The 26,644-nt window shown below is 68.4% G+C and carries 26 protein-coding genes and 2 pseudogenes; 12 read left to right on the top strand and 16 right to left on the bottom strand.

The window, feature by feature from the left end:
• Nucleotides 1-11: 11 nt before the first annotated feature.
• Nucleotides 12-644: a MamI family restriction endonuclease gene (locus ASD79_RS23100; RefSeq protein ID WP_156400336.1), complete on the bottom strand. Its 633-nt coding sequence runs from the start codon at nucleotides 642-644 to the stop codon at nucleotides 12-14.
• Nucleotides 644-862, bottom strand: a complete 219-nt coding sequence (locus ASD79_RS03300; protein WP_056719873.1) for a helix-turn-helix domain-containing protein — start codon at nucleotides 860-862, stop codon at nucleotides 644-646. The genes ASD79_RS23100 and ASD79_RS03300 overlap by 1 nt, the downstream gene beginning before the upstream one ends.
• A gap of 101 nt (nucleotides 863-963) precedes the next feature.
• Between ASD79_RS03300 and ASD79_RS03295 the strand changes: the two genes are divergently transcribed.
• A complete protein-coding gene (locus ASD79_RS03295; RefSeq protein WP_056719602.1) occupies nucleotides 964-2,889 on the top strand; it encodes an N-6 DNA methylase in 1,926 nt (641 codons plus the stop codon).
• A gap of 17 nt (nucleotides 2,890-2,906) precedes the next feature.
• Here ASD79_RS03295 and ASD79_RS03290 read toward each other — a convergent pair whose 3' ends face one another.
• Both ASD79_RS03290 and ASD79_RS03285 read right to left on the bottom strand, forming a co-directional pair.
• A complete protein-coding gene (locus ASD79_RS03290; protein ID WP_056719601.1) occupies nucleotides 2,907-3,773 on the bottom strand; it encodes a dienelactone hydrolase family protein in 867 nt (288 codons plus the stop codon).
• 99 nt (nucleotides 3,774-3,872) lie between these two features.
• Nucleotides 3,873-4,469, bottom strand: a complete 597-nt coding sequence (locus ASD79_RS03285; protein WP_056719600.1) for a hypothetical protein — start codon at nucleotides 4,467-4,469, stop codon at nucleotides 3,873-3,875.
• A 129-nt stretch (nucleotides 4,470-4,598) separates the two neighbouring features.
• Between ASD79_RS03285 and ASD79_RS03280 the strand changes: the two genes are divergently transcribed.
• The 5 genes from ASD79_RS03280 to ASD79_RS03260 all read left to right on the top strand — a co-directional run bounded on the left by ASD79_RS03280 (nucleotide 4,599) and on the right by ASD79_RS03260 (nucleotide 8,897).
• Nucleotides 4,599-5,099 (top strand): polymer-forming cytoskeletal protein, encoded by a 501-nt coding sequence (locus ASD79_RS03280; protein WP_056719599.1) that lies wholly within the window; start codon nucleotides 4,599-4,601, stop codon nucleotides 5,097-5,099.
• Nucleotides 5,100-5,178: 79 nt separating this feature from the next.
• Entirely contained in the window at nucleotides 5,179-5,697 is a 519-nt protein-coding gene (locus ASD79_RS03275) for a hypothetical protein (protein ID WP_056719598.1), read from the top strand.
• Between the two features lie 222 nt (nucleotides 5,698-5,919).
• Nucleotides 5,920-6,234 carry a hypothetical protein gene (locus ASD79_RS03270; protein ID WP_056719597.1) on the top strand — a complete coding sequence of 105 codons (315 nt, stop codon included), beginning with the start codon at nucleotides 5,920-5,922 and terminating at the stop codon, nucleotides 6,232-6,234.
• Between the two features lie 78 nt (nucleotides 6,235-6,312).
• The gene (locus ASD79_RS03265; RefSeq protein WP_082584781.1) at nucleotides 6,313-7,395 is read left to right on the top strand and encodes a glycerophosphodiester phosphodiesterase; all 1,083 of its coding nucleotides are present in this window, start codon (nucleotides 6,313-6,315) and stop codon (nucleotides 7,393-7,395) included.
• 191 nt (nucleotides 7,396-7,586) lie between these two features.
• Complete coding sequence (locus ASD79_RS03260) at nucleotides 7,587-8,897, top strand: hypothetical protein (protein WP_056719596.1); 1,311 nt, start codon at nucleotides 7,587-7,589, stop codon at nucleotides 8,895-8,897.
• 110 nt (nucleotides 8,898-9,007) lie between these two features.
• Here ASD79_RS03260 and ASD79_RS24860 read toward each other — a convergent pair.
• From ASD79_RS24860 to ASD79_RS03250, 3 genes and pseudogenes are all read right to left on the bottom strand, one after another.
• Nucleotides 9,008-9,088: pseudogene (locus ASD79_RS24860) on the bottom strand (hypothetical protein); the annotation flags it as partial.
• Nucleotides 9,089-10,144 carry a DUF2855 family protein gene (locus tag ASD79_RS03255; protein ID WP_056719595.1) on the bottom strand — a complete coding sequence of 352 codons (1,056 nt, stop codon included), beginning with the start codon at nucleotides 10,142-10,144 and terminating at the stop codon, nucleotides 9,089-9,091.
• 73 nt (nucleotides 10,145-10,217) lie between these two features.
• Entirely contained in the window at nucleotides 10,218-11,603 is a 1,386-nt protein-coding gene (locus ASD79_RS03250) for a carotenoid oxygenase family protein (RefSeq protein ID WP_056719594.1), read from the bottom strand.
• Between the two features lie 73 nt (nucleotides 11,604-11,676).
• Here ASD79_RS03250 and ASD79_RS03245 point away from each other — a divergent pair, with 73 nt between their 5' ends.
• A complete protein-coding gene (locus tag ASD79_RS03245; protein ID WP_368664856.1) occupies nucleotides 11,677-12,327 on the top strand; it encodes a TetR/AcrR family transcriptional regulator in 651 nt (216 codons plus the stop codon).
• 47 nt (nucleotides 12,328-12,374) lie between these two features.
• On the top strand, nucleotides 12,375-13,274 hold the full coding sequence (locus ASD79_RS03240; RefSeq protein ID WP_056719592.1) for an EamA family transporter: 900 nt from the start codon (nucleotides 12,375-12,377) through the stop codon (nucleotides 13,272-13,274).
• 22 nt (nucleotides 13,275-13,296) lie between these two features.
• Here ASD79_RS03240 and ASD79_RS03235 read toward each other — a convergent pair whose 3' ends face one another.
• Nucleotides 13,297-15,105 (bottom strand): PD40 domain-containing protein, encoded by a 1,809-nt coding sequence (locus tag ASD79_RS03235; protein ID WP_056719591.1) that lies wholly within the window; start codon nucleotides 15,103-15,105, stop codon nucleotides 13,297-13,299.
• Between the two features lie 188 nt (nucleotides 15,106-15,293).
• On the opposite strand from ASD79_RS03235, the gene ASD79_RS03230 reads away from it, so the two are divergent.
• From ASD79_RS03230 to ASD79_RS03215, 4 genes are all read left to right on the top strand, one after another.
• Nucleotides 15,294-16,451, top strand: coding sequence for an epoxide hydrolase family protein (locus ASD79_RS03230; RefSeq protein WP_056719590.1), 1,158 nt, complete (start codon nucleotides 15,294-15,296; stop codon nucleotides 16,449-16,451).
• Nucleotides 16,452-16,543: 92 nt separating this feature from the next.
• Entirely contained in the window at nucleotides 16,544-18,262 is a 1,719-nt protein-coding gene (locus ASD79_RS03225) for a serine hydrolase (RefSeq protein ID WP_056719589.1), read from the top strand.
• Between the two features lie 89 nt (nucleotides 18,263-18,351).
• Nucleotides 18,352-18,762, top strand: coding sequence for a GFA family protein (locus ASD79_RS03220; protein ID WP_056719588.1), 411 nt, complete (start codon nucleotides 18,352-18,354; stop codon nucleotides 18,760-18,762).
• A complete protein-coding gene (locus tag ASD79_RS03215) occupies nucleotides 18,759-19,781 on the top strand; it encodes a beta-eliminating lyase-related protein (RefSeq protein WP_056719587.1) in 1,023 nt (340 codons plus the stop codon). Before ASD79_RS03220 ends, ASD79_RS03215 begins: the two co-directional genes overlap by 4 nt.
• Before the next feature lie 7 nt (nucleotides 19,782-19,788).
• On the opposite strand, the gene bla is transcribed toward ASD79_RS03215, so the two are convergent.
• From bla to ASD79_RS23675, 8 genes and pseudogenes are all read right to left on the bottom strand, one after another.
• On the bottom strand, nucleotides 19,789-20,655 hold the full coding sequence (gene bla / locus ASD79_RS03210) for a subclass B3 metallo-beta-lactamase (RefSeq protein ID WP_200952270.1): 867 nt from the start codon (nucleotides 20,653-20,655) through the stop codon (nucleotides 19,789-19,791).
• Between the two features lie 163 nt (nucleotides 20,656-20,818).
• Nucleotides 20,819-21,247: a recombinase family protein gene (locus ASD79_RS03205; protein ID WP_056719585.1), complete on the bottom strand. Its 429-nt coding sequence runs from the start codon at nucleotides 21,245-21,247 to the stop codon at nucleotides 20,819-20,821.
• A gap of 145 nt (nucleotides 21,248-21,392) precedes the next feature.
• Entirely contained in the window at nucleotides 21,393-23,618 is a 2,226-nt protein-coding gene (locus tag ASD79_RS03200) for a bifunctional diguanylate cyclase/phosphodiesterase (protein WP_056719584.1), read from the bottom strand.
• 150 nt (nucleotides 23,619-23,768) lie between these two features.
• Nucleotides 23,769-23,848 (bottom strand): annotated as a pseudogene (locus ASD79_RS24855) (hypothetical protein); the annotation flags it as partial.
• 67 nt (nucleotides 23,849-23,915) lie between these two features.
• The gene (locus ASD79_RS03195; protein WP_056719583.1) at nucleotides 23,916-24,893 is read right to left on the bottom strand and encodes a nitronate monooxygenase family protein; all 978 of its coding nucleotides are present in this window, start codon (nucleotides 24,891-24,893) and stop codon (nucleotides 23,916-23,918) included.
• A 186-nt stretch (nucleotides 24,894-25,079) separates the two neighbouring features.
• Entirely contained in the window at nucleotides 25,080-25,514 is a 435-nt protein-coding gene (locus ASD79_RS03190; RefSeq protein WP_056719582.1) for a carboxymuconolactone decarboxylase family protein, read from the bottom strand.
• A 91-nt stretch (nucleotides 25,515-25,605) separates the two neighbouring features.
• Complete coding sequence (locus tag ASD79_RS03185) at nucleotides 25,606-26,298, bottom strand: hypothetical protein (protein WP_056719581.1); 693 nt, start codon at nucleotides 26,296-26,298, stop codon at nucleotides 25,606-25,608.
• A 122-nt stretch (nucleotides 26,299-26,420) separates the two neighbouring features.
• Nucleotides 26,421-26,642 (bottom strand): hypothetical protein, encoded by a 222-nt coding sequence (locus ASD79_RS23675; protein WP_156400335.1) that lies wholly within the window; start codon nucleotides 26,640-26,642, stop codon nucleotides 26,421-26,423.
• Nucleotides 26,643-26,644: the final 2 nt, after the last annotated feature.

Below are 26,644 nucleotides of genomic sequence, written 5' to 3'. Positions count from 1 at the left end.
TTCAGATTCGACTAATCCGGCTGACACGCGCCGTTTTTCAGCACGTCTTCATCATATTTGACGAGCTTGTATGATTTTTCGCCCATCACCTTCTCCGCACAAAACAGCAATGGATAAAGAAGATTTCCACATCTGTTCGCGAATCGATTGCTGTCTTTTCCAAGCGGCGGATGAAGTTGAAAATTGTCACCAACCTCTCCCGCCTTATTCTTCTCAAACCACTTCTTACTCATTTCTCTGAAGTGCACATCATGCCGCGTTCTGACCGCCCAAACCCGGCATCTATGCGCTTCGCGGTCAGCCGGTTGGTCCCACAAGACGAAAAAGAGATGAGGCATCTTGTCCAATGAGGCCATCGAACCCGATACCGCGGCCTGGGTTCCCGCCTTCAGAACACCATTGAACCGCACCTTATCGATGGATTCCCAGGTATTGGCCGCCTTTACGTCCGATCCATCCGCAAGATCGGCTCCCTTTTTTCTGCCAAGGCCGGGCACATCCGTGAGAATACTGACAAGTATCTGAGACCACGCCCTGGTATCCATAGGAACAGGGTGAGAATATTTCTCAGCAATGTCACGGATTTCGAAAAATGACTCTCTATGACGGCTTAAAAGATAAAGCGCCTCAGATATTTTATCCACTAAATCCCGACCCTTTTTAGAATATCGGAAGTCGCCATCCCAAGCGCCGCGCCCAATTTCATCAAAGTACTCAGTGAAAAATCCGTATCGCCCCGTTCGATCCGGCCATAGTAGGCGCGACTGAGCGACGCCAGTTCGGCCATAGCCTCCTGAGACAGGCCTCGCTCCAACCTAAGCTGGCGAATTTCATTCCCGATTCGGACAAGAGGGTCGGACATGTGGATATCGAATCTCGCCACCCAAAAGCGGTCCACGCTCCATTGACGCCCATTTCGATGTCTATCAGAATGGCGCTCAATCGTTACCATGGAGCGTGCGTGTGTTTTTAGAGGCCGAGCAAGCCGCAAATCAAGCGCGCTTCTTCAAAGCGCTAGCAGAGGCCCGGGAACAGTTCCACACGTTCGGGGCGATCGAAGATTCCAACGCCAAACTCGACGAACTCGTCAAACTCACCGCCCTCGTCCTGTGCGCGAACAACGGCCTGATTGGCGACATCGAAACGCGTGACGCCGCGCGTGACGCCTTCGAGACCATTAAGAACCGTCCCGAATTTCACCTGGACGCCGGGGGTTCGATTTTCGAACCCAACAGCCACCTGCGCATCGCCGAGGAACGGGAGGCGCTCTTCAAACTCTATCTCGACGCGTCGCGCGAGATCGCCGCCAGCGCCTCCGACCCCGCGTCCTTCGGTTACGACCTGCTGAACGAAGCCTTCGGTCATTTCGTCCGCGAGAACTTCCGCAGCAACACCGAAGACGCGCAGTACATGACCCCCCCTGAAGTCACAAACTTCATGGTCGAACTCGCGAACCATTACGTCGAACAACGCCCCGCTTCCGCGACGCCCCTGATTGTCGCCGACCCGTCTTGCGGGGTCGCTTCATTTCTAACCGAGTTCGAAAAGAGCCGCCTGGCGCGCGATGGGGCGAGGCCTCTGCTCATCGGCCAGGACAAGGTTCGGCGCATGCTCCGGATCGCGCACATGAGCGCGAAGTGCGCGGGCATCGACAACCTTCACCTGGGCTTGGGCAACTCGCTCGAGGATGGCGCATGGATCTCGAAATACGACGGAACCGTGGACCTGATCCTCACCAATCCTCCATTCGGCGCACGGTTCGAGACCGCCTGGCTGGCTCAGCATAGCAAGGCCTCGCTGCCGTTCTTCGCCTCGACCCGCAACATCAGAAAGCCGATTGATTCCGAATTCCTGTTCATCGAGCGCTACATGACGCTGCTCAAGGATGGCGGGCTCCTTCTGGTGGTCGTGCCCGATGGCGTCATCGGCGGCGCCGGCGTGGCGGCGTTGACGCGCCAGTATCTGAGCCAGAAGTGCGAAGTCTTGGGGATCTATCATCTGCCGCCCGTCACCTTCGCCCAGGCCGGCACGCGAACCAAGACCGCCATCCTGGTGCTAAGGAAAACACAGACCAACTCGTCAAACTTTATTGGCGCGGACATCGATGACCTGGGCTTCGAGGTTATCCGCCGCAAAGGAGCCGCCTTCAAAAAGGTCGAGGGCGCCAACCAACTTACCGCCGCCCTGGAGACCGCAACGTCGATAAGCTCGCGCGGGGCGGTCCGAACTCTTTCCACGGCCCCGCTCATGGTGGCGGGAACGATAGACTTTTCCAGGCTCGCTGACTGGGACGTGAAGCAATTCTCGCTCTCGACCCAAGATGAGGATGAGGCTTTCGACTATGTCACCCTGAGTGACGCCGCGGACTTCGTCGGCAGCGCTCGGAAAACCCAACGCTATATGGAAGGCAGCCGCTACATCAGCATTCTGCATGCCGTCAGCGAGGGCGTGTGGGACTACCCGTCCATCAAAAACTACCAGCCGATCACGCCAGGCACACCCGCGGAGGCGGGTGAGGTGGTTATCTCGAAAATCAATCCACGCATTCCGCGCATCGCGATCGTACCGGACCTTGGAGCACCGACAATCGTATCGACCGAGTTCGAGATCCTAAGAGCGAAGAGCGGTTTCACGGCTTCGGGGCTTTGCCTCCTCCTCCGGGATCCGCATGCTCAGCAACAGCTTGAGAGCATGGCCTCCGGCACCTCGGCCTCGCACAATCGCATAAAGCCCGAGAAGCTGCGAAACGTCCGCCTTCGCGTTCCCAAGGATAGGGAGGCCTTCAATGCCGCCGCCCAATCCTACGCCGAAGCCTTGAAGCTTATCGACACTGGGCTTCAGCAACTCCAACGAGACCTCGTGCCCAGACCGGCGGTCGTCTCGTCGTGAGATGAAAGCGCCGCTCCCTAAACCAGCGCCCGCCTGTACAGCGCCAGCAGCTCGGCCCAGGCCTTCTCGGCGGCGGCCTCGTTGTAGACCTCGTTGCCCTTGACGGTCCAACCATGGGCGGCGCCCGTATAGACCTCGACCTTGGCGGGGCGATGGGCGGCGTCGAGGGCGGCCTTGAGCTTGTCCTTGCCGGCCGGGTCCTTCTGGTCGTCGTTGTCGGCGACGCAGATCAGGTATTCGGCCTTGGTCTTGGGCAGCAGCAGGTGCGGGCTGTCGGGCTGGTCGGTGACCAGGCCGCCGCCGTGGAAGCTGGCGACGGCGGCGATGCGGCCGGGGACGGCGGCGGCGGTGCGGACGGCCAGCGGGCCGCCCATGCAATAGCCCTGGACGCCGGCCTTCTTCTTGCGGTCGGTCTGGGGCTGGGCGTCTAGGAAGGCGAGGTAGGCGACGGCGTCGCGGACCGTGCCCTCGGGGGTGACGGTGGCGCGCAGGGCGGTCAGCTTGGCGCGGTCCTCGGGCACGGCGTAGTTGAAGCCGCTATCGACCACCGGGGCCCGCTTGCCGCGGTAATAGAGGTTGGGGACCAGCACCACGTAGCCGGCCGAGGCCAGGCGGCGGCCCATCTCGCGGAAGGCCGGGCGCAGGCTGACGACGTCGGGCCAGATCAGCACGGCCGGCCAGGGGCCCTTGCCCTGCGGATGGTAGAGGGCGGCGTCGGCGGTCCCGTCGGGGGTCTTGATGTCGACGTCGGTCTCGACCACGGCGGCGGCCGCGTGGGCGGCGCCACCGGCCACGCCGACGACGGCGGCGGCCATCAGGCCGAAGCCGCGGCGCGAGAGGGTGGGGTCGACGATCAGCCCCGGATGGATGTCATCGTCACACATGGCGGCGTTCCCTCGCTGGTTTCGGCGGCCGGACTGTCGCCGGGTTTTTCCGGGAAGGGAAGAGGGGGCGCGGTGCGTCCTTCGAGGCCCGCCGCCGCCCTACTCCCCCCGCTTCAGCCGTTCGCGATAGGCGCCCGAGCTCTTCACATAGCCCTCGGCGTCGCCATAGGCCTGGAAGTCGGCGTAGCGCTCGTGGCTGCCCTTGACCTTGAGGGCGTGCTTGATCGGGCACCAGTACTGCTCGGTGCGGGCGGTGATCTCGCGGGCGTAGGCGATCACCCCGTTGCCGTAGCCGCAGAACACGCAGTTGAGCTTCTGGACCAGGTTCAGATAGCCCAGCCGGTGGCGGTCGATGACAACGTAGTCGGCTCTTCGCACCCGCTGGATGCGCCAGGCGGTGAAGCAGCCCAGCTGGTACAGGCTGACGCTGAGGTCGAGGATCATCAACGGCAGGGCCATGCCGTAGATCAGCGGCATGGTCACCAGGGTGGGCCACGGCACGCGGGTCAATCCCAGGCCCTTGCGGTGGGCCTTCTGGCGGCGCAGGGCGTCGGCCTTGAAACAGGGCTGGCCGGCCGGGTCGCGGTCGACCTCGTGCTCCACGGCGTGGGTGGCTGCCCGCGCGGCGAAGGCGGCCTCGACCTCGGCTTCCACCTGGCGCAGGCGGTCGATCAGCTGTTCGAGAGTTTCGGCCATGAGAGGACTCGCGGGATTGGGGACCCTTCATGCCACGAGTCCTCCCCCTGTGGGGGAGGACCCGCCTCCACGGCCCCCTTCTTGCTAAGCTTCACCGACAACGCACCATTTCGACACGAGGCCGCCGCCATGTTCGCCAAGAAGAAAGACACCGTCCCCGCCCCGGCCTTCACGCCGCTGGCCCAGATGGCGCCCGCGCCGGCCTCGGTCGCCCCCGCGCCGCCGCCGCGCCCCAAGCCGGCCTCGATCATCGCCCAGGGCGTGGCCATCAAGGGCGACGTGGCCGGCGACGGCGAGCTGCACCTGGACTGCGTGCTGCAGGGCGAGGTCCGGGTCGGCAAGCTGGTGCTGGGCCCCAACGCCCGGGTCGAGGGCGCGATCCACGCCCAGGTCATCGAGATCCACGGCCGGGTGACCGGCGCGGTCTCGGCCAAGCAGGTGCGCCTCTACGGCACGGCCGTGGTCGACGGCGACATCACCCACGAGCAGCTGGCCATGGAGACCGGCGCCCAGTTCCAGGGTCGCAGCCTGAGATTCCAGCGCCCCGCGCCGGCGCAGCAAGCTCCGGCCGCCGCGCCGGTCCCGCCGGCCGCCGGCCACGCGCCGGCCATGGCGGTCTATCCGGGCTGACGTCACGAAGCCCTTAACCACGCAACGATCGCGGGGTATTGGGTCTTATGTAAGCGTCATCCGCCGACGGAGTTTACCGATGCCTCTTCGTCTCCTCCGCCCGGCCGCGATCCTGGCCCTCGCGGCCGTAGTCGGCCTGGCGGCCTGCTCCCGCGCCGACGACCGCGCCAGCGCGCCGCCGGCTTCAGAGGCTCCGGCCGGTCCGGCGGACGCCGCCGCCGCGGCCGGCGGTCCCCGCACCCTGAAACCGGGCTCATGGAAGACCGTCGCCAAGACCCCGGCCGGCGAGGAAAGCTCCGTCCAGTGCGTCGGCGAAGGCTACGACCCCGGCGCCGAGGCGGCCCGCAAGGCCACGCCCTGCGGCCAGCCCATCCTGACCCGCACCGCCGACGGTTTCCACCTGGACCAGGTCTGCGAGAAGGACGGGATCAAGTACGACCTGGCCGGCGCGGTCAGCGGCGATTTCACCACCACCGCCACCACCGACCTGGCCCTGACCCTGTCGGCCTTCGGGCGCAAACAGACCATGCACATGCGGGCGGTCAGCACCTATCAGGGGCCCTGCGAGTCGGCGACGAAGACCCAGGCGGCGCGATAGGCCTTCGCGGCGGAGGACGTCCGCGGGGCGCCCATAGTCCATATGGGGGAACGACTTCAGGGGACCTACCCCATATCGGGTAGCTTTCCGTGACCTCCGCGCCACAGGGCTTCACCGATCGTTCGGCGGACGCGAAAACTCCGGGAACATCCGAGCTTTTGGGCGCCTTCTATTCCCGAGGGCCAGCGCCCGTCGAACGTCGCCACAGGAGCCACCAGGACCATGAGTGGGCCACATCTGACCGTAGCGCCCGACACGGGCGCCGGAACGGCCGAGGTCTATAATCTCAGCCGCGATCCAGAGACCATCAGCCAGCGCGTCCAGCGCCTGCAACACGAGGCCCGGACGTTGGCCCGCGAACAGATCGAGGCCATGGAGCGCGATCTGGAAAGCCTGGCCCGGCGAGCCCAGGAGATCGCCGACGGCGGCGAGGCCTATGCGGTCGGGGTGCGCGAGATGGCCTCGCGCCTGGCCTCGGACCTGCCGCAGAAGGCCCAGGGCCTTCGCGCCATCATGGAACGCTCGTCCAGGGGCTAGGGCTCGACAAGACGCCTTCCGCGCGCGGGCCCGCTGGAGCACGGGGACGCTGGTCAAACCGTCACATCGGCGCGCTAGATGGCGGCCATGACCCTGCTGACCCGACGCGCCTTGACCACCGCCGCCCTGGCCGGGACCCTGCTGCCCGCCATGAGCTTCGCCGCTGCTTCCCGGAAGCCGATCGTCATCGCCCACCGGGGAGCCTCGGGCCTGCGTCCCGAACACACCGCCCTGGCCTACGACCTGGCCATCGACCAGGGCTGCGACTTCATCGAGCCCGACCTGGTGCCGACCAAGGACGGTCACCTGATCGTCCGGCACGAGAACGAGATCGGCGGCACCACCGACGTGGCGTCCCGTCCGGAATTCGCCGACCGCAAGGCCACCAAGACCATCGACGGCCAGAGCCTGACCGGCTGGTTCACGGAAGACTTCACCCTGGCCGAGATCAAGACTCTGCGGGCCCGCGAACGCCTGCCGAAGCTGCGTCCGGCCAACACGAAGTACGACGGCCAGGCCCAGCTGCTGACCTTCGACGAGGTGGTGGCCATCGCCAAGGCGGGCGGCCAGCGCTCGGGCCGGACGATCGGCGTCTATCCCGAGATGAAGCATCCCAGCTACTTCGCCTCGATCGGCCTGTCCCTGGAGGACCGCCTGGTCGCCCGCCTGAAGGCCCATGGCCTGGATTCGGCCGCCGCCCCGGTCTTCGTCCAGTGCTTCGAGGTCACGCCGCTGAAGACCCTGCGCGGCAAGACCAAGGCCCGGCTGGTGCAGCTGACCGCCGGCGAGGGCGGCCCGGCCGACCTGCCGGGCGTGACCTATGCGCAGATCTGCAGCGCCGCCGGCCTGAAGGACCTGGCGCTCTACGCCGACGGCCTGGGTCCGGAAAAGACCCAGATCGTCCCGCAGGGCGCCGACAACCTGCTGCCGACCACGTCGCTGGTGAAGGACGCCCATGCCGCCGGCCTGGTCGTCCACCCCTGGACGGTGCGGGCCGAGAACTACTTCCTGCCGACCGCCCTCCGCCGGGGCGACGCCACGGCCGCCGACTACCTGGCCCAGCCGGGCGAGGTCGGCGCGGTGTTCAAGGCGCTGTACGCGGCCGGGGTGGACGGGCTGTTCAGCGACTTCCCGGGGCTGGCGGTCGCGGCGCGGGGGTAGCGGCCCAAAAACGACTGTCATCCCGGAAACGGCGCAGCCGTTATCCGGGACCGCCGGAAGCGCGGCGTTCACGCGTCGGTCCCGGATCTTCGCGCTGCGCGCTCGTCCGGGATGACAGCGAAAATCAGATCACTTGCCGCCGGCCTCCGCTCAAGGCAGCGTGCGCGGCTCATTGATCCGAGGCGCCCCCGATGACCCTCCGCCTGGCCGGCCTGGCCGCCGCCGTCGCCCTGCTCGCCGCCCCGGCCCTCGCCGCGCCCGAAGGCTCCCAGCTGCCTGAAGCCGGCAAGCTGAACGTCATCGCCAAGGACTTCGTGCGCCTGACCCTGGAGGCCGGGGAGCGCGAGCCGGGCTATGTCGACGCCTATTACGGCCCCGAGGCCCTGGCCAAGGCCGCCAAGGCCGCGCCACGCGACGTGCCCGCCCTGCGCGCCGAGGCCGACCGCCTGGCCGCCGCCGTGGCCGGCGTGGACGACCTGGCGTTGCCGCCGGACCAGGTCCGCCGCAAGGCCTTCCTGGCCGGCCAGCTGAAAGCCGCCCAGACCCGGCTGGCCATGCTGTCAGGCCAGAAGTTCAGCTTCCAGGACGAGGCCGAGGGCCTGTTCGGCGTGCGACCGGCGCTGCAGCCCCTGGCCAGCTACGATCCCGTCCTGGCTCGCATCGAGACCCTGCTGCCGGGCGACGGCGACCTGGCCGCCCGGGTCGACGCCTTCCAGGCCCGATACGTGATCCCGGCCGACAAGCTGGAGCCGGTGATGCGCGCCGCCATCGCCGCCTGCAAGGCCGCCACGCAGGCCCACATCGCCCTGCCCAAGGGCGAGCGCTTCGACATGGAGTTCGTCACCGACAAGCCGTGGAGCGGCTACAACTGGTACAAGGGCCAGGCCCACAGCCTGATCCAGATCAACACCAGCCTGCCGGTCTATATCAGCCGCGCCTTGGACCTGGGCTGCCACGAGGGCTATCCCGGCCACCACGTGCTCAACGCCCTGCTGGAAGAGAAGCTGACCAAGGACAAGGGCTGGGTGGAGTTCAGCGTCTATCCGCTGTTCTCGCCGCAGTCGCTGATCGCCGAGGGCAGCGCCAATTACGGCATCGGCCTGGCCTTCCCCGGGGCCGAGAAGTTGAAGTTCGAGCGCGAGAAGCTCTACCCGCTGGCCGGGCTGGATCCAGCGACCGCCGACGCCTACGACGCCTTCAACACCGCCAAGGCCCAGCTGGCCGGGGCCGAATACACCATCGCCGACGACTACCTGGCCGGCCGCGTCGACCGCGCCCAGGCCGTGGCCCTGCAGCGCAAGTACGGCCTGATGACCCAGGCCCGCGCCGAGCAGCGGATGAGGTTCGTCGACACCTACCGCAGCTACGTCATCAATTACGGCCTGGGCCAGGACATGGTCCGCGCCCATGTCGAACGGGCCGGGCCGTCGCAGGACGCGCGGTGGGCAAGGATGGAAGCGGTGATCTCGCAGCCGACGACGCCGGCGGATCTGGCGAAGTAGCGGTTGAACAGTGGCGTGTAGAGACCCTCTCCCGGAGGGGAGAGGGAGGGGCCCAAGCAAAGCTTGGGAGGGTGAGGGGTGACGCCCTCACCGTTTTCTCCCAGCGCCCTGCCTGCACGCCGTCTGACGTCTAAACCCCTCACCCTCCCACCGCTGCGCGGCGGGCCCCTCCCTCTCCCATTGGGAGAGGGTCACGGCGTCAGGATATGCCCCTCTTCCGGCCCGGCCCGGCCTTCCAGAACCGCCTGGTAGACCTCGGCGATGGCCGATGCCCCGACGCCGTGCGCGACCGTCATCCACCTCGGCGCGTCGGCGACGAACGGCGCCCAGGCCGCGTCGTGGCGTTCGTCCAGTCCGCCCGGCCCCCAGTCGGCGGCGCGCTTGCGGATGCGGTCGGGGGCGAAGAAGAAGATCGGCTTGGGGCCCGGCAGGTCGCCACCGCCGCGCTCGGCCTCCCAATGGGTGCCGCCGACCAGGCAGGAATAGGCCAGGGCGTCGCCGAACCGTTCATGCACGGCGCGCAGCAGCGGCGCGTCGCCGGCGAAATCGACGACCACCACCGGTTTCTCGATCGGCGCCGTGGGAACGGCGTCATAGGTCACGACCTGATCGTAATAGCCCAAGGCCTCGACGAAGGCGGCGTTGCGCGGCGAGGTCAGGCCGACCACCCGCGCCTTGCCGCGCTGCTTGAGCTGGAAGGCCAGGCTGATCGCGGTCTTCGACGAGGCGCTGGTCAGCAGCACCGAGCGGGCCCCGAACAGGTCGTTCTCATCGAGAAAGTCCTCGATCAGGAAGCCGGTGATGAACAGCGGCCGCAGCAGCGCCTGATGGTCGTCCAGCCGCGCGGGCTCGGCCAGCTGGTACTGGTTGTAGACCGGCGGCAGATCGACCCGGTGCGGCGCGACGTCGGCGAAGCCGCCGCGCGTCTTGCGCGGCGTCACCGTCAGGTGGGTCGACATCGGATAGTAGCCGTAGAAGCGCTGGCCGACAGCCAGGTCGGGATGGTTCGAGGCCTCGACCGTCGCGTAGCCCCAGACCGGGACCCGGCCTTGCCCCTCGACCGCCGGGAAGAAGTCCCAGTAGCGCATGGCCTGTCCGAACACCGCGTAGGTGATGTTGTTGGCGGTCAGGGCGAAACGTTCGATCGCCAGCCGCGCCTGGCCTTCGCCGAGGTCCGAAAGGACGGCGGGCGCGATGCTGGCCCGCCGCAGGTCGCTCTTGTCGATCAACAGATCCCAGCTGGCCATGGTCGTTGCTCCTCTAGCGCCGCGCCAAGCTAACCGCGTTTCGCAACAAGACGTCAAACGTTCGTTTGAATTCTTATCCGTTCACCCAGTTGCCATGGAACCCGAACGGCACCCGCCGAGGCAGTCGCGCCGAGGCCACCGGCCCGGCCGCGACGTCCTGGGCGTCGAACACCGCGAATTCGCTGATGTCCTCGGCGCCGCGATAGATCACCGCCGTCAGCCAGCCCTCGCCCTCCGGCGCGTCGGGAGACGCGGGGGTGAAGACGGCCTCGGAGATCGCGTCGCCCTCCGGCAGGACGAAGGTCGCGCGGGCGCCGGTCTCCAGGTCGATATGGGCCAGGACATTGGCCCGGAAGTCGCCCGGCTTGACCGTCTGGCCGACGAACCAGCCATGGCGGTAGGGCAGCCCGGCCAGGCGCTCGTCGAAGCGCGGGAACTCGCCGGCCAGGTCGTCGAGCGGCGTCTCGGTCACGGTTCCGGCCGCCAGGTCGAAGGTCCAGCGCACCAGATAGGCCGCCGCGTTCTCACCCCGCGCGCCGTCGGCGCGCGGGAACAAGGGGGCCGAAGCGTAGCGCATGACGTCGGCGACCACCGCCCCGTCCCGCTCGAAAGCGTTCATCACATGGAAGACGTAGCCGGGCGGGGCGTCGAACCAGCGCAGGCCGGCCACGCCCTCGTCGCGGCGCATCACCGCCACCTGGCCCTGTTTGTCGGGCTCCCAGGCGAACACCGGGCCGCCGCTCATCGCCCGCGGCAGGCTGCCGGTCAGGGGCAGGACCGGGATCAGCACATGCTCGCGGGTCACCGCGAAGTCGTGGATCATCGAACAGTAGGGCGCCTCGAAGGTCTCGCGCTTGACCAGCTTGCCATCCGCGTCGATCACGCCCCAGCTGACCTTGTTGGACAGCGGCATGGGATCGTCGGCATAGGCGAAGAACACCATCTCGCCGGTCAGCGGATCGGTCTTGGGATGGGCGGTGACCTTGCCGCCGAAGTCGACGAAGCCGCGCGGGTCCAGGCCGTGTTCGCTGATGGCGAAGGGCGCGGCGGACTCCACCAGGGCCATCAGCCGGCCGGCGTGGTGGACGATGTTGGTGTTGGCCACCGCGCTGTCGACCTTGCCCAGCACCGACGGGTCGGTGGTCATCGGGTTGCCCCAGCTGCCCCACAGGGCGTGGCCGGCGGCGTGCTCGGCTTCCCACTTGGGCGTGCGGACCCAGCGGTTGCGATAGCTCAGCTTGCCCTCGCCCACCGTGAAGGCGTGGATCATGCCGTCGCCGACGAACCAATGGTAGTTGCCGTCGCGCGGCTCGAACTGCGGGTTGGGGCCGTTGCGGTAGAGTACGCCCGACAGGCCCGGCGGCAGGACGCCTTCGACCTTGAGCTCGAAATCGTCCTCGCTGCGCACCGGCGCGAAATTGCCGGCCAGATAGGGATTGATGCGAACCTCGCCGTCCATGACGGACCTCCCACGTTTCGTGGCCTAATGGCCACGTTTCGAGCCCAATGGCTTCGTTTGATTTACGTTGTAAATTTATGCTGTAAGAGAAGATTGCCGTCAACCGGGATTCGCCCACCTGCCCCGCGTTCTCTCCTCCACCGATGTCGAAGACTTCCGCCGCCGGCTGTGCGCCGCGGCCGAGGGGCTGTTCGCCGAGCACGGGCCGGACGCCGTGACCATGCGCCAGCTGGCCCAGGCCCTGGGGGTCAGCCCGATGACCCCCTACCGCTACTTCGCCGACAAGGACGCCATCCTCGCCGCCGTGCGCGCCGCCGCCTTCACCCGGTTCGCCGAGGCCATCGAGGCGGCCCTGGCCGCGCCCGGCGACCCGGTCGCCCGCTCGCGCCACGCCGGCCAGGCCTATGTCGCCTTCGCCCTGGGCCAGCCCCAGGCCTACCGGCTGATGTTCGACCTGACCCAGCCGACCGAGAAGGCCTATCCCGAACTGACGGCCGCGGTCGTCCGGGCCCGTCGGACCATGACCGCCCATGTCGAGGCGATGATCGCCGCCGGCCAGATGAGCGGCGACGCCGAGCTGATCGGCCACCTGTTCTGGACCATCCTGCACGGCAGCCTGATGCTGCAGCTGTCGGGCAAGCTGTCGCCGTCGATCGACCCGGAAAAGCTGCGGATGACGGCCATTTCGGCCCTGTCGCGCGGCCTTGGCCTTGCGGCGGACTGAAACAGGGTTCAAGTCCGGGGCAGTCTAGCTTCCGTGGATCCTTCGCCATGACCGACGCTCCCCTGCCCCTGCGCCACTTCCTGCTGGCGCTGGCCGTGGTGGCGGTGTGGGGCGCCAATTTCGTGGTCATCCGGGTGGCGCTGGACCACCTGCCGCCGCTGCTGTTCGCCACCCTGCGCTTCACCCTGGTGCTGCTGCCGATGGTGTTCCTGGTCAAGCGGCCGAAGGTTCCGTGGACCAACCTGGCGGCCTATGGCGTGCTGATCGGGGCGGGGCAGTTCGGACTGCTGTTCGTGGCCATGAAGGGCCACATCTCGCCGGGCCTGGCCTCGCTGGTGGTGCAGACCCAGGTGTTCTTCACCATCGGCATGGCCATGAAGATCAGCGGCGAGAAGGTGCGCGGCTTCCAGATCGTCGCCCTGCTGCTGGCCGCCTCGGGCATCGTGCTGATCGCCGCCCACGGCGGCGGGGCGGCGACGCCGCTGGGCGTGCTGCTGATCCTGCTGGCCGCCGCCAGCTGGGCCGGCGGCAACATCGTCGCCCGCCAGGCCGGGACGGTGAACATGCTGGCCTATGTGGTCTGGGCCAGCCTGTTCTCGATCCCGCCGCTGTTTGCGATGTCGCTGTGGCTGGAGGGCTGGCCGGCCATGGTCGCGGGCGTGCGCCATGCCGACGCCCTGACCTGGGCCGCCGTGGCCTGGCAGGCGGTGGGCAACACCATGTTCGGCTATGCCGCCTGGGGCTGGCTGCTGGCCCGCCACCCGGCCGCGACCGTGACGCCGATGGCCCTGCTGGTGCCGGTGTTCGGCATGGGCGCTTCGGCCATCCTGCTGCACGAGAGCCTGCCGGGCTGGAAGCTGCTGGCCGCGGCGCTGGTGTTGACGGGCCTGGCGGTCAACATGCTGTGGCCGAAGGTGCGGGCGCGGTTTCTTGGAGCGGCGACCTAGACCCAGTCTGGGCTCCTGGCCGCTACCGGCGTCCGGCGGTCCTTCTCGTCGGCGCCCAGGTCGGCGTACCCTTCTCGAAGGGCTCGTCGGTGAGGGCGTGCGCCTCCGAGCCATCGGCCCGCATGACGTAGATCTCGCCATAGGGCTGCGGGTTGGCCGGGTGAAGCAGGGCCTCGTCCTTGAAACCACCGCGCGCGCTGGCGAAGGCGATCCATTTACCGTCGGGCGACCAGGCGTTGTGGGCGTCGTTGCCGGGCGAACGGGTCAGGCGCTTCAACTGCGAGCCGTCGGCGCGGATCGAATAGATCTCGTAGTCGCCATCGATGTCGGCGGTGAAGGCGATGACATCGTCGGTGGGCGACCAGGTGGGAAAATTGTAGTGCGCCGGGCCGGCCACGAGAACGTGGGAGTTCCCGGTATCCACCTCGACGACGTCCAGCGCGTTGGCGGCCCCAGCCTGGCGATAGACGAGGTGGCGGCCGTCGCCGGACCAGTCCGGGAAACCGAAGTTCCCCGTCCCTTTCGTGAGCAGCTTCAGGCCGCCGCCCTGGGCGTCGATCACCGCGATATCGGCCTGAGCGGGTCCCTTGATGGTCTGAAAGAACTGGCCCAGCCCGAACGCGATCCGATCGCCCTGACGCGACCAGCTGGGGGCCAGCGCGCTCTTCTCGGCGTCGCCGAACAGGACGGAAGCGCCCGATCCGTCGGCGTTCATCATCAGGACGCTGTTGTGCAGGATGCCGGCGGTCTTGTCGTTGCTGACCCGGCGATCTCCGGCGGGCGAGTAGGAAGGGAAGATCCCCACCCGCCTCAGGCCGAACCTGGGATCGAGGGAAACCCAGCGGCGATCCGGGGGCCAGCTGGGATCGACCTCGCGATGGAACAGCATGTGCCGGCCATCCGGCGACCAGCTCGGCCCGTTGAACTCGCCCCGGACGCCGGCGGGTCCCGCCGTCGCCTCGACGCCGCCTTCGGGCCCGCCGCTGACATAGCCGATCTTGTCGGACGACAGCCAATGCGGCGACCATTTCTCGCCGCCCCCCGAGGTCAGGACCTGGCTCGCGCCGGTTCCCAGGTCGACGGTCTCGATCTGGGTGACGCCGCGCAGGCGCCGCGCGGCGGTGATGTTGCGCACCTCCGGGAGGGTGGCCGCGTAGAAGGCGAGTTTCGAGCCGTCGGGCGACCAGGTGGGACTGCCGGCGAACTGGCCGTCGCGGGTGACGCGGCGCAGTTCCGTGCCGTCGGCCTTGACGACGTAGATTTCCGTCGAGTGCCGGACCGTGAAGTCACCCTCGGGAATCCGAGGATGCTTGGAAACCCGATCCGATGAGAAGGCCAGCCACCGTCCGTCCGGCGACCAGGAGGGGCGGAAGTCGCCCGCCGGATCGTGGGTCAGGTTGCGCAGCGCCTTGTTGGCGAGGTCCAGGATCCAGATATCGGCTTGCCCGCCACGGCTGGAGACGAAGGCCAGCGACCGTCCGTCCGGCGACAGGGCGGCCTGGTCGTCATAGGCGGGCGAGGCCACCAGGCGCTCCAGTCCGGAGCCGTCGAGATGGGCGCGGTAGATGTCCGAGCTTCCCGCCCGCCGGGACGTGAAGAGGACCCACTTCCCATCGCTTGAAAAACTGGCGTTGGAGTCGAGTTCCGCGTCGGGGAGGAAGGCCGTCGCATGGCTTCCGTCGGCGTCGGCGATGAAGATGTCGCTGTTGACCGGCGCGAAGCTCGCGAAGGCGACTTCGTAGGCCGGCTGGGCCGCCAGGACGTGATGGGCGGTTGCCAAGACGCCGCAGGCCAGGACGACGACGGCGATGGCGCGCGCGAACGTTTTCATTGGATGGCCTCAAACCCTGGGGCGAGTTATCAGGCGCCGCTCTCAGGGAGTCCATGGATAGGTCTTCGGAGAAGCCCGTGTCGGCGACCGCGCGCACGCTCTATGGCCGGAATGACGAAAAAAAGGAGGGGATTGACCACCCTCGCGTCACCCTCTGCATTCTCCTGAAAACCAGACGGGAGGACGTGATGCGCAAACCCTTCGAGGTAGCTTGGAGCCAGGCGGCGATCGGCAAGGTGCTGAACCAGGTCCGCGCCTACGACTTCCCGCCCGCGCCCGAGGGCGGCGGCTGGACCTATGGCTGCGACGCCGATTTCCTGAAGGCCATCTGCGCCTATTGGACGGACGGTTACGACGTCGCCGCCGCCGTGGCCGACCTCAACCGCTTCCCGCAGTTCACCGCCCGGGTCGAGGACTTCGACCTGCACTTCGTCCACGTGGTCGGGGAAGCCCAGGGCAGGCGGCCGCTGCTGCTCAGCCACGGCTGGCCGGGCAGCCACTACGAGTTCTGGGCGGCGATCGAGCCCCTGGCCTTTCCCTCGAAGTTCGGCGGCGACCCGGCCGACGCCTTCGACCTGGTGATCCCGTCGCTGCCGGGCTTCGGCTTCTCCTCCAAGCCGGCCCGGCCGATCGGCCAGCGCAGCACCGCGCGGCTGTTCAACACCTTGATGACCCAGGTGCTGGGCTATGACCGCTACCTGGCCCAGGGCGGCGACTGGGGCGGGCTGGTCACCTCGTGGCTGGGCCTCGACCACGGCGAGCACGTCCAGGCCATCCACCTCAACATGTTCGGCTTGCGCCCGCCGGGCCCGCCGCAAAACGCCGAGGAGGTCGCCTGGCTCACCCAGTTCGGCGGCATGATGGACCTGATGGGCGCCTATTTCCGGCTGCAGGCCAGCAAGCCGCAGTCGGTGGCCTGGCTGGGGGCCAATAACCCGGTCGGCCAGGCCGCCTGGATCCTGGAGCGCTTCCACGACTGGGCCGACCTGCGAAGCAAGCCGTTCGACCAGGTGTTCACCCGCGACCAGCTGCTGACCAACATCATGATCTATGTGATGACCGGCAGCTTCACGACCGGGGCCTGGTACTATCGCGGCCTGATCGAGGAGGGCGGCGTCGTGCTCGCCGAGGGCCAGCGCTGCGAGACACCCACCGCCTTCGCCGCCTTCCCGGGCGAGCCGATCTACGCCCCGCCGCCGCGCTCCTGGGCCGACCGGGCCTACAACATCGTCCGCTGGACCGACCCGCCGCGCGGCGGCCACTTCGCGGCGATGGAAGAGCCCGGGTTGTTCGTCGACGACGTGCGCGAATGGGGGCGGGACGCGTCTGTCCGAAAGGTAATTTGACCCGAGGAAGCGCCCCACCGTAGCTGCTGCCTGGGGGACATCTCACGCTGCGCACGCTGGCGGAACGATCTGTCCGACAGCGGAGTTTCAGCTTGCCGACTTGCCTCGACCACGCCTCGCATCGCCCCAAACTGGCCAAGGCCGCGGTCCTCGGCTGCCTGCTGCTGGCCACCGTCCCCGCCACCGCCCCCACTGGGGCCTTCGCGCAGGTCGCCAAGCCCGCGCCAGATCTCGATAGGCTCTTTGGATCCATCGCCCCCACCGGTCCCGGATGCGCGGCGGGCCTGGCGATGGCGGGCGCGCCGCCGCTGATCAGGACCTATGGCCTGGCCGACCTGGAGCATCCGGAGCCGATCACCGCGCGGACCGTCTTCGAGAGCGGCTCGCTGGCCAAGCAGTTCACCGCCGCCGCCATGCAGCTGCTGGTCCAGGATGGCAAGCTGGCCCTGGACGACGACATCCGGCGCTACCTGCCCGAAATGCCGGACTTCGGGACGCCGATCACCATCCGCAACCTGCTCAACCACACCAGCGGCCTGCGCGAGCAATGGAGCCTGCTGGCCCTGGCCGGCGATCCGCCGGGAACCCAGGTGCACGGCCAGGCCACGATCCTCGACCTGGCGTCGCGCCAGAAGGGCCTGAACTTCGTTCCGGGTACGGAATTTCTCTACACCAACACCAACTACGTCCTGGCGGCGACGATCGTCGAGCGGGTCAGCGGCCAGGGTCTGCAGGCGTTCACCGACCAGCGCCTGTTCCGGCCGCTGGGCATGGGCCAGACACGCTGGCGGGAAGACTTCCGCACGGTGGTTCCAGGTCGGGCGACGGCCTACGCCCCGACCGACACCGGCTTCATCGCCAGCATGCCGTTCACCAACGTCTACGGAAATGGCGGCCTGCTGACCACGGTCGGCGACCTGCTGCGCTGGAACGCCTTTCTCGACAAGCCGTCCGACCTGCCCGGCGGCCCGGCCCTGGTGGCGGCGCTGGAAACCCCGGGCCGCCTGAAGGGCGGCGCGCCGCTCGAATACGGCATGGGCCTGGAGCTCACCCCCGACCACGGCCGACGACTGGTGTCGCACAGCGGCTCCACCGGCGGCTACAAGACCTGGCTGGGGCGCTATCCCGAGCAGGGGATTTCGGTCGTCGTGCTCTGCAACAACGGCGGGATCGATCCGGTCTCGCTGGGCGAGGACGTCGCCCAGCAGGCGCTTCTCGCGACCGGCCGGGCCAAGGCCGCTTCCGCCGTATCGGCGCCCCGCGCTGTCGCGGCGGCCCAGATGGCGATCGCCGACCTCTCGCCGTATCAGGGCCTGTTCCGCGACCCCATCAGCGGCGAGCTGGTCCAGACGCAGGTCGCCAACGGCCAGCTGACCCTCACCCAGGGCGCGGCCCAGTTGCTGACGCCGCTGGGCGGGGAACGCTTCCAGCGCGCCGACGGCGACGGCGTGCGGTTCGTTCGGACCGACCAGGCCCCGGCCGAGCTCACCGTGAGCCACGGCGGGACGAGCCGTAAATTTGTCGCCGTGCAGCCCGCCAGCAGCGACCCCGCCGCGCTCGCCGCCTATGTCGGGACCTATTACAGCGCCGAACTCGACACCCGGATCACCGTGGTCCGGCAGGGCGACGCCCTGGCCATGCGCCAGCCCTTCGCGGTCGAATGGCGCCTGCAGCCGCGCTTCGCCGACGGGTTCACCACGCGCCTGCGGGGTACGACCACCTTCGTCTTCGCGCGCACGGAAAGCGGACAGATCAGCGGTTTCGCCGCCTGGGCGAACGGAGCGCGCAACATCCCGTTCGTCAGGCAGTGAGCCAGCCGCGCGGCGGTGGCCCCGCCGGGCCGGTTCGTGCAGGATGTCCGGCAATGGGGCCGCTGAGCCCCTGTATCGCGGGAAACGTCATGACCAAGCTCGAAGGCGGCTGCCAGTGCGGCGCCATCCGCTACGAGGTTAGCCTGGACCTGATGGGGTCCGGGGCCTGCCATTGCCGCTCGTGCCAGTACTCGACCGGCGGCGGCCCCAACTACGTGGCCCTGGTTCCGACGCCGGGCTTCAAGGTCACCCGGGGCCAGCCCAAGACCTATGTACGGCCGGGTGGCAGCGGGGCCGACGTGACCCGCAACTTCTGCGGCGACTGCGGCACGCCGTTGTGGTCGCGGGGCGACCTGCCCTTCCTGCCGGTCAAGGTCGGCAGCTTCGACGACCCCTCGGCCCTGGAACCGGGCGTCCATCTCTGGACGAACGACGCCCCGCCGTGGCATCCGATCGACCCCGGCCGCCCCGCCTTCCCCGAGAACCCGCCCCGACCATGACCGCACGCTACGACTTCGCCTCCGACAACGTCGCCGGCGCCATGCCGGAAGTGATGGAGGCGCTGGTCGCCGCCAATGCCGGGACCGCCTCGGGCTACGGGACCGACCATGTCAGCGCCCTGGCCGCCGACCGCATCCGCGCCCTGCTGGACGCAGACGCCGAGGTGCGGTTCACGGCCTCGGGTACGGCCGCAAACGCCTTCGCCCTGACCTGCCTGGCCCGGCCGCACGAGGCGGTGCTGGCCCACGAGCACGCCCACATCCGCACCGACGAGACCGGCGCCCCCGGCTTCTTCGGCCAGGGCGTGGGCCTGATCGGCCTTCCCGGCGCCTCGGGCAAGATCGCGCTGTCGGGCCTCGAGGCGGCGCTGGCCGAACCCGACGTCTCCTACCGCCAACCGGCCACGGCCCTGTCGCTGACCAACGCCACCGAGTACGGCACGGTCTATGGCGAGGGCGACCTGGCCGCCCTGATCGCCCCGGTGAAGGCCAAGGGCTACGGCGTCCACCTGGACGGCGCCCGGCTGGCCAACGCCGTGGCGGCGGGGTTCGACCTCAAGTCGGTGGCCAGGATCGGCGTCGACATCCTGGTGATCGGCGGGACCAAGGCCGGCTCGACCCCGACCGAGGCCGTGGTGTTCCTCGACAAGGACCTCGGCCGCCGCCTGGACGCCAGGCTCAAGCACGCCGGCCAGCTGGTCTCCAAGGGCCGGTTCCTGGCCGCCCCGTGGCTGGGCCTGCTGGGCGAGGGGAACGACGGCGGCCCCTGGGCGGCGCGGGCGGCCCACGCCAACGCCATGGCGCGCAAGCTGGCGGCCCTGATGCCCTTCCCGCTGCGCCACCCGGTCGAGGCCAACGGCCTGTTCGTCGACATGGACGATGCGGCGCTGGCCCGGCTGCAGGCCAGGGGCTGGTTCGTCTACCGGTTCCTCGACGGCACGGCGCGGTTCATGTGCTCGTGGGCGACGACGCCGGACATGGTCGAGGAACTGGGCGAAGCGCTGAAGGCGGTGGCCTAGCGCCCCCTCACCCTCCAGCCTCGCTGGCCAGGCGTTTCGCCAGCACACCCTCGTACTTGCCCGCATAGGCTTGGCAGGCCCCCGGGACGACGAAGGGGTTCGGGCTGGGCGCGCTCAGATATCGCTTGAACTTGGCGTCGCCGCCCGACTGGTCGGGATGGGCCGTCAGCAGAAGGTCGCAGGGCAAGGCGCGAACGACCTGGAACGTCTGACGGAGGCTGGTCACGACGGCCGCGTGCTCCGGGGCGGAAAAGCGGTAGCCGTCGGCGGAGACCGGGTTGAGGCTCGACGCGAAGACCACGTCCAGGCACTTGCCGCCTTCGCACGAACGCCACGTCCAGCTCATGCTGCCGGCGGTGTGGCCGGGGGTCGCGCGCGCGGTGACGACCGTCCGGCCAAGACGCAGGGTTTCACCGTCGCCGATGATCCTGAGCTTCTGGACAGGCGGGAAGGCGGCGAGGCCGCCGTACTGGGGGTCATCGCTCCCGCTGCGCCCCTGGCGCAGGACCGCCGCGGCCGGCGTGCTGGCGACCACGGTGGCGCCGGTGTCCCGGGCCAGCGCCGCCAGCCCGCCCGCATGGTCGAAGTGCGGCTCGGTGCTGAGGATGAACTTGACGTCCTTCAGCTGGAAACCCAGCCGGCGAATATTGGCCTCGATGGCCGGCACGCCCTGCGGGACCGCGCCGTCGATCAGGATCAGCCCCGCGTCCGTGCGGATCAGTCCGACATTGAGTCCGCCGAAGCCTACAAGAAATGTATCCCCATGGATCCGCTTCGGCTCCTGCGGCGCCAGCCAGCGCGCGGCGCTGGACGGCGCGATCGGGCGCAGCAGCGGATCATCGACGTCCGGAGAGGCCGCCCTCGCATCCGCCACGCTCGCCGTCAAACCCGTTGCAACCAAGGCGAAAATCCAGTTTCTCACGCGTCTATCTCCAATCTTCGACGCTGGAAGATTGGGCGGAGGCCAGGATCGGGGCAAAGCATATTAACTGGGCTGAGCCATGAATCCATTTCATGTCTTCAGGGCAACGATCCAATCAATCCTCGGAAACCGGCGCCCGCCCTGGCCCCTCGCGGACGATCTTCTCCTCCGCGCCACGCACCATCCGCCGTTGCTCGTGGAAGCGCGCCAACTGGGCGCAGGCGGTGAAGAAGCCGCCGGGGGCGCGGGTGTCGACGCCTTCCGCCAGGGTCACCAGCTGGAACCCGCCCGCTTCCAGGCGCGCCAGGACCTCCAGCAGGTCGACGAGATGGGCGGCGAAGGCGTGCAGGCTGGTAACCACCAGCACGTCGCCGGCCCGCATCGCCGCCAGGGCGGAGTCCAGCCCCGGCTTGTGCACGGCCAGGCCGTAGCAGCGGTCGTGAAACAGCTGGTCGCAGCCAACCTCGAACAGACGCTGCGACTGCGGCCCGTCGATCACCATGCCCCTGACGGGCGGAACTCTCAGATAGCCGACCTTGCGCATGACGCGCTGTGTCGCAAAGCCGAGGGCGGGAGGCTAGGGGTCGCGGCGGAAAGGCCGGGGATAATTCTGAAACCCTCTCCCAGAGGGAGAGGGAGGGGCCCGCCGCGCAGCGGCGGGAGGGTGAGGGGTTACGCCGCCGAACGTTTCATTGAGCGCCCTGCCGGCTCGCCGCCTGACTCAGAACCCCCTCATCCTCCCACGCCTGCGGCGCGGGCCCCTCCTTCTCCCCATGGGAGAAGGTGATGACTGGCGCCCTCGCCGTATTTGCCACCGTCACCCCCAGCATCGCCGCGATCTCGGCGGCCGGTTTCGGCCGGCTGATGAAGTAGCCCTGGATCTCACCGCAGCCCTGGCGGCGCAGTTCGTCCAGCTGCTCCACCGTCTCCACCCCCTCGGCCGTGGTGGTGATGCCCAGGCTGGCGCCAAGGTCGAGGACGGCCTTGATGATCGCCAGGGCATCGGCGTCGTCGAGGATGTCGCGCACGAAGGTCTGGTCGATCTTGATCTTGTCGAACGGGAAGCTGCGCAGGTAGCTCAGCGACGAATAGCCGGTGCCGAAATCGTCCATCGAGATCCGCACGCCCAGGGCCTTCAGGTCGTGGAGAATCGACATGTTGCCGACGCTGTCCTGCAACAGCACCGACTCGGTGATCTCCAGCTCCAGCCGCTCGGCGGGCAGGCCCGAGACGGCCAGGGCCGAAACCACGATGCCGACCAGGTGCTTGTCGCGGAACTGGGCCGGCGACAGGTTGACGGCCAGCCGCACGTGCTCGGGCCAGCCGGCCGCCTCGCGGCAGGCCTCGCGCAGCACCCACTCGCCCAACGGGTTGATCAAGCCGATCTCCTCGGCCAGCGGGATGAAGTCGGCGGGCGAGACCATGCCGCGGGTCGGGTGGTTCCAGCGCAGCAGCGCCTCGCAGCCCATCACCCGGTCGGCGCCCAGGCTGAACAGCGGCTGGTAGTGCAAAGTGAACTGGCCCTCGGCCAGGGCCAGGCGCAGGTCCAGCTCCAGGGCCCGGCGGGCCTGCAGCTGTTCGTCCATGGCCCGCTCGAAGAAGTGGAAGGCGCCGCGCCCGTCGGCCTTGGCGCGGTAGAGGGCCATGTCGGCCTTCTTCAGCAGCTCGTCGCTGTCGGAGCCGTCATTGGGCGACATGGCCACGCCGACGCTGGCCCCGATCATCACCTGGTGGCCCTGCAGGTCGAAGGTCTGGGCCAGCGCCTCGACGATGCGGCTGGCCAGGCGGGTGGCGTCAGACAGGTCGGTCAGACCGGTCTGGACCACCGCGAACTCGTCGCCGCCCACCCGGGCCACGGTGTCGCCCTCGCGCACGCAGCCCCGCAGGCGTTCGGCGGCGGCTCGCAGCAGGGCGTCGCCGATCGGATGGCCAAGGGTGTCGTTGACGGTCTTGAAGCGGTCCAGGTCGATGCAATGAACCGCCACCAGGTCCTCGCGCCGCGCCGCCCGGGCCAGGGCCGAGGACAGGTCCTTCTGGAACAGCAGGCGGTTGGGAAGGTCCGTGAGCGGATCATAATGGGCCAGGCGGGCGATCTGGGCCTCGGCCCGCTTGCGCTCGGCGATGTCCTCGGAGACGCCCAGCAGGTATTCGGCCTGGCCGCCGGGGCCGGAGATGGCGATCTTCTTGGTGCGCAGCAGGGCGATCGAGCCGTCCTTGCGCGGCACGTGGTCCTCCTCGATCACCCGCACCTCGCCCGACGAGATCACCTCGGCGTCGCGCTCGCGATAGATCGCCGCCTGCTCGGGCGGATAGAAGTCGGCGTCGGTGCGGCCGATCATGTCGGCGCGGGCGTGACCCAGGATCTTCTCGCCGGCCCGGTTGAGCAGCACATAGGTGTGGTCGTCGGCGCGCTTGACGAACACCATCGACGGGATGGCCTCGACCACCGCGGTCATGAAGGTGCGGGCCTGCTCAGCGGCGGCTTTCGCCGAGGCCAGGGCCTCGACGCCCCGGCGGTTGGTCTCGTTGGCGGCCTGCAGCAGGCCCAGCACCGTGCCGACCCCCAGATAGCGCCCGCCGTCGGTGACGATGAAGCCGCGCAGCAGGTCGGACGCCCGGTACGACAGGCTGTCGCTGGTGAAGGCCGCCAGCTCGACATCGGCCTCGACCATCAGCGGCGCGGGGTCCATCAGCACCGAGATCGGCCGCAGGGCATAGAGGGCGCGGCCGTATTCGGCGGCCATGCGCAGGAAGAAGGCGTTGCGCTCGACCAGGCCGATCGGCCGGTCCTCGTCGTCCAGCACCGGCACGATCAGGGTGTCGGGCTCCTCGCGGAACCGCTCGTACAGCGTCTTGCCCAGGTCGTCGGCGCGGGCCGGGGCCAGGGATAAAACGGTGTCTCGCAAGGTGAACATGCAACGCCTCCACTTGCCGCTGGAGGGACCATTTCTCGCCTAACGCTGTGCTAATTCGGGTCGGTCAGCGTCGCTATTTCGCGAAAACTTCACGGGGGTGTCACAGTGTTTGCGGGGGCGTTTACCGTGGTCTCGTGGCTGTCGCTGGATGCCCCCTCCGTCACGATGCGTATTCGCATCGCGCCACCTCCCCCGCGACGCGGGTGAGGAGAAGGTCGGCGCGATTCTCCTCCCCCGTGAAACGGGGGAGGTGGCGCGTCGCCAGCGGCGACGTGACGGAGGGGGCGTCCCGTTGCGCTAGGATACCATCCCGGCCAACCGACCACGGATGATCCCCTCGGCCTCGCTCATGATCCGGTCGATCAGTTCGCGCACCGTGGGTACGTCGTGGATCAGGCCCTGGACCATGCCCGCCGACCAGACGCCGTGGTCGGTGTCGCCGTTGAGCAGGCCTTCGCGGCCGCGCACGCCCTTCACCAGGTGGGCGACGTCCTCGAACTTGGCCCCGCCGGCCCGTTCGATGGCCACCACCTCCTGGCTGACGGCGTTCCTCGCCACCCGGGCGGTGTTGTGCAGGGTGCGAAAGATCAGGTCGGTGGCGCGCTCGTCATTGGCGACCATGGCCTGCTTGAAATTGTCGTGGATCGGCGCTTCCTGAGTGGCGCAGAACCGGGTGCCCATGTTGACGCCGTCGGCGCCCAGGGCCAGGGCCGCGACCAGGCCGCGCGCGTCGCCGAACCCGCCCGAGGCGATCATCGGGATCTTCACCTTGGCCGCCGCCACCGGGATCAGCACCAGACCCGGAATGTCGTCCTCGCCGGGATGGCCGGCGCATTCGAAGCCGTCGATCGAGATGGCGTCGACGCCCATCCGCTCGGCGCTCAGGGCGTGGCGCACGGCGGTGCACTTGTGGATCACCTTGATCCCGTGGGCCTTCAGGTCGTCCACATGCTCTTGAGGCTTATAACCCGCGGTCTCGACGATCTTGATCCCGGCCTCGATGATCGCCGCGCGGTACTCGGCGTAGGGCGGCGGCTTGATGGCCGGCAGGATGGTCAGGTTGACCCCGAACGGCTTGTCGGTGAGGTCGCGGGTGCGGGCGATCTCCCGGGTCAGTTCTTCGGGCGTCGGCTGGGTCAGGGCGGTCAGGAAACCCAGGGCCCCGGCGTTGGCCACGGCGCTGACCAGGGGCGCCGTGCCGACCCACTGCATGCCGCCCTGGGCGATCGGATGTTCGACGCCGAACATCTCGGTGAAGCGGGTCTTGATGGCCACGGACGGCTCCCTCTGATTTTTCGGGAGTATGGCCGGATGACGTTAGGGGGAGGCAAGGGCGGAAATTCCTCCCCCTGTGGGGGAGGTGTCGGCGAAGCCGACGGTGGGGGGAGTTTGCCAAAGTGGGTCCGCTCCCCCCACCGGCCCGTTCGGGCCGCCTCCCCCATGGGGGGAGGACCTAGAACCCTAGTGCCCGGACACCTGCAGGCGGTTCCACAGGTTGATCATCGCGACCGCCGCGGTCAGGGCGCTGGCCTCTGCGTCGGTGAAGTGGGCCCGCAGTTCGGCCCGCAGCGGGGCGTAGTCGGCCGTCGGCGACAGCGTGGTCACGGCCTCGGTCCAGGCGAAGGCGGCCTTCTCGCGCGGCGTGAAGTCCGAGACGTGGCGCCAGACGATCAGCCGGTCCAGGCGGTCATTGGTCTCGCCGTCATTGCGGGCCTCCTTGGTGTGCATCTTCACGCAGAAGCCGCACTGGTTGATCTGCGAGGCGCGCAGCTTGACCAGGTGCAGCAGGCCCGGCTCGATGCCGGTGGCGACCACCGCGCCCTCGGCGGCGATGAAGGCCTGGAAAACGGCGGGAATGTTCAGGTCGTGGCGGAAGGCGGCGGTGTCGGCGGTCATGGTCTGTCCTCGTCTGGCCCGTTCATGGGGCTTCGGAGACATGACGAGGCGACTAGGGCCCGGCGTGACATGGCCGGTGAAAAAACCTCGCTCAGCGGGCCGGCGGGGCGGTGAAGGCGAAGCCGTGGGTCTCGCCGTTGAACCGGACCACCAGCTTCAGGTCGCGCGGCGCCTTGCGGTCGAACTTCAGCTTCTCGCTGACGACCTGGCCGCCGGCGGCCTGGCTGGGCGCGATCTGGGTCGGTTGCAGGATCGCCGCCCGCAGGCCGTCGACCTGGGCCTGGGCGGCCTTGCCAAGCTTGCGATTGGGCGTGGCGATCTGGGCCTGGACCTGGGTCGACAGCCCGCCCGCCACGGTCTGGTTGGCGCCCGAGAAGCCGCTGACGTCCAGTCGGCCGTCCTGGCCGGTGGTCATGGCCGGGCCGCCATAACCGGTCGCCGCGCCGACGGTCGGCGCCGACGACGGCTTGGAGACCTCGGCGATCAGGGAGTCCAGGGACAACAGCGCCACCGGCTGGCCGGCGGCGGTGTAGAGTTGGACATCCTTGTCGCTGAAGGCGGCGGGCGTGGCGGTCCGATTGAAGGCCGCCACGCGCAGGACCAGCCGGCCGTTCGACAGGGTGGGGTCGGCCTGGATGCTGATCACTCCGGCGGGCAGGGTCGAGGTCAGGCCCTCGATCACCGCGGCGGACGGGTCTTCGGACCGGGCCATGGCCCCGCTCGCGGCGCCCAGGCCGACGGCGACCAGCGCGAACGCCAGGACCAGTGACGCATGATGGTTCATGACCTGTCCTCCCCGATTGTTATTACAATCGAGGATGGATCCACCAACCGCTGGGGTCAATCGCCATGTTAGCGGTCCCTTCGAAGCCGCGTCGCCCATGGAGGCGAAAGGCGAACGTGACTTCAGCGGCTGGTTTTTCTACCGCCAAGACCCGCGAAACTCTTCCACGCCAGTAGGGTCAACAGGCCAACGCCAGCGATCACCCCGCCGATCACCGCGATAGGAATGGGCGCGGCCTCCGCCAAGGCGTTGATGCCGACATCGATCCCGGAACTCGCGCCAGAAAAATCGACCGGCTTGCGGCCAACCTCTTCACCTAAAAACGGATCGGATTCGCGATCCACAG

This window comes from Caulobacter sp. Root655, from assembly GCF_001427665.1.
Classification (GTDB): Bacteria; Pseudomonadota; Alphaproteobacteria; order Caulobacterales; family Caulobacteraceae; genus Caulobacter.
The sequence above is the reverse complement of the archived record's forward strand: the minus strand, read 5'-3'. Positions and strand labels throughout refer to the sequence as shown.

What these genes read in the sequence shown, in the direction of transcription:
- ASD79_RS03300 (WP_056719873.1), bottom strand. Translation starts at nt 862, where the DNA reads ATGTCCGACCCTCTTGTCCGAATCGGGAATGAAATTCGCCAGCTTAGG.
- ASD79_RS03290 (WP_056719601.1), bottom strand. Translation starts at nt 3,773, where the DNA reads ATGTGTGACGATGACATCCATCCGGGGCTGATCGTCGACCCCACCCTC.
- ASD79_RS03285 (WP_056719600.1), bottom strand. Translation starts at nt 4,469, where the DNA reads ATGGCCGAAACTCTCGAACAGCTGATCGACCGCCTGCGCCAGGTGGAA.
- ASD79_RS03280 (WP_056719599.1), top strand. Translation starts at nt 4,599, where the DNA reads ATGTTCGCCAAGAAGAAAGACACCGTCCCCGCCCCGGCCTTCACGCCG.
- ASD79_RS03275 (WP_056719598.1), top strand. Translation starts at nt 5,179, where the DNA reads ATGCCTCTTCGTCTCCTCCGCCCGGCCGCGATCCTGGCCCTCGCGGCC.
- ASD79_RS03270 (WP_056719597.1), top strand. Translation starts at nt 5,920, where the DNA reads ATGAGTGGGCCACATCTGACCGTAGCGCCCGACACGGGCGCCGGAACG.
- ASD79_RS03265 (WP_082584781.1), top strand. Translation starts at nt 6,313, where the DNA reads ATGGCGGCCATGACCCTGCTGACCCGACGCGCCTTGACCACCGCCGCC.
- ASD79_RS03260 (WP_056719596.1), top strand. Translation starts at nt 7,587, where the DNA reads ATGACCCTCCGCCTGGCCGGCCTGGCCGCCGCCGTCGCCCTGCTCGCC.
- ASD79_RS03255 (WP_056719595.1), bottom strand. Translation starts at nt 10,144, where the DNA reads ATGGCCAGCTGGGATCTGTTGATCGACAAGAGCGACCTGCGGCGGGCC.
- ASD79_RS03250 (WP_056719594.1), bottom strand. Translation starts at nt 11,603, where the DNA reads ATGGACGGCGAGGTTCGCATCAATCCCTATCTGGCCGGCAATTTCGCG.
- ASD79_RS03240 (WP_056719592.1), top strand. Translation starts at nt 12,375, where the DNA reads ATGACCGACGCTCCCCTGCCCCTGCGCCACTTCCTGCTGGCGCTGGCC.
- ASD79_RS03235 (WP_056719591.1), bottom strand. Translation starts at nt 15,105, where the DNA reads ATGAAAACGTTCGCGCGCGCCATCGCCGTCGTCGTCCTGGCCTGCGGC.
- ASD79_RS03230 (WP_056719590.1), top strand. Translation starts at nt 15,294, where the DNA reads ATGCGCAAACCCTTCGAGGTAGCTTGGAGCCAGGCGGCGATCGGCAAG.
- ASD79_RS03220 (WP_056719588.1), top strand. Translation starts at nt 18,352, where the DNA reads ATGACCAAGCTCGAAGGCGGCTGCCAGTGCGGCGCCATCCGCTACGAG.
- ASD79_RS03215 (WP_056719587.1), top strand. Translation starts at nt 18,759, where the DNA reads ATGACCGCACGCTACGACTTCGCCTCCGACAACGTCGCCGGCGCCATG.
- ASD79_RS03205 (WP_056719585.1), bottom strand. Translation starts at nt 21,247, where the DNA reads ATGCGCAAGGTCGGCTATCTGAGAGTTCCGCCCGTCAGGGGCATGGTG.
- ASD79_RS03200 (WP_056719584.1), bottom strand. Translation starts at nt 23,618, where the DNA reads ATGTTCACCTTGCGAGACACCGTTTTATCCCTGGCCCCGGCCCGCGCC.
- ASD79_RS03190 (WP_056719582.1), bottom strand. Translation starts at nt 25,514, where the DNA reads ATGACCGCCGACACCGCCGCCTTCCGCCACGACCTGAACATTCCCGCC.
- ASD79_RS03185 (WP_056719581.1), bottom strand. Translation starts at nt 26,298, where the DNA reads ATGAACCATCATGCGTCACTGGTCCTGGCGTTCGCGCTGGTCGCCGTC.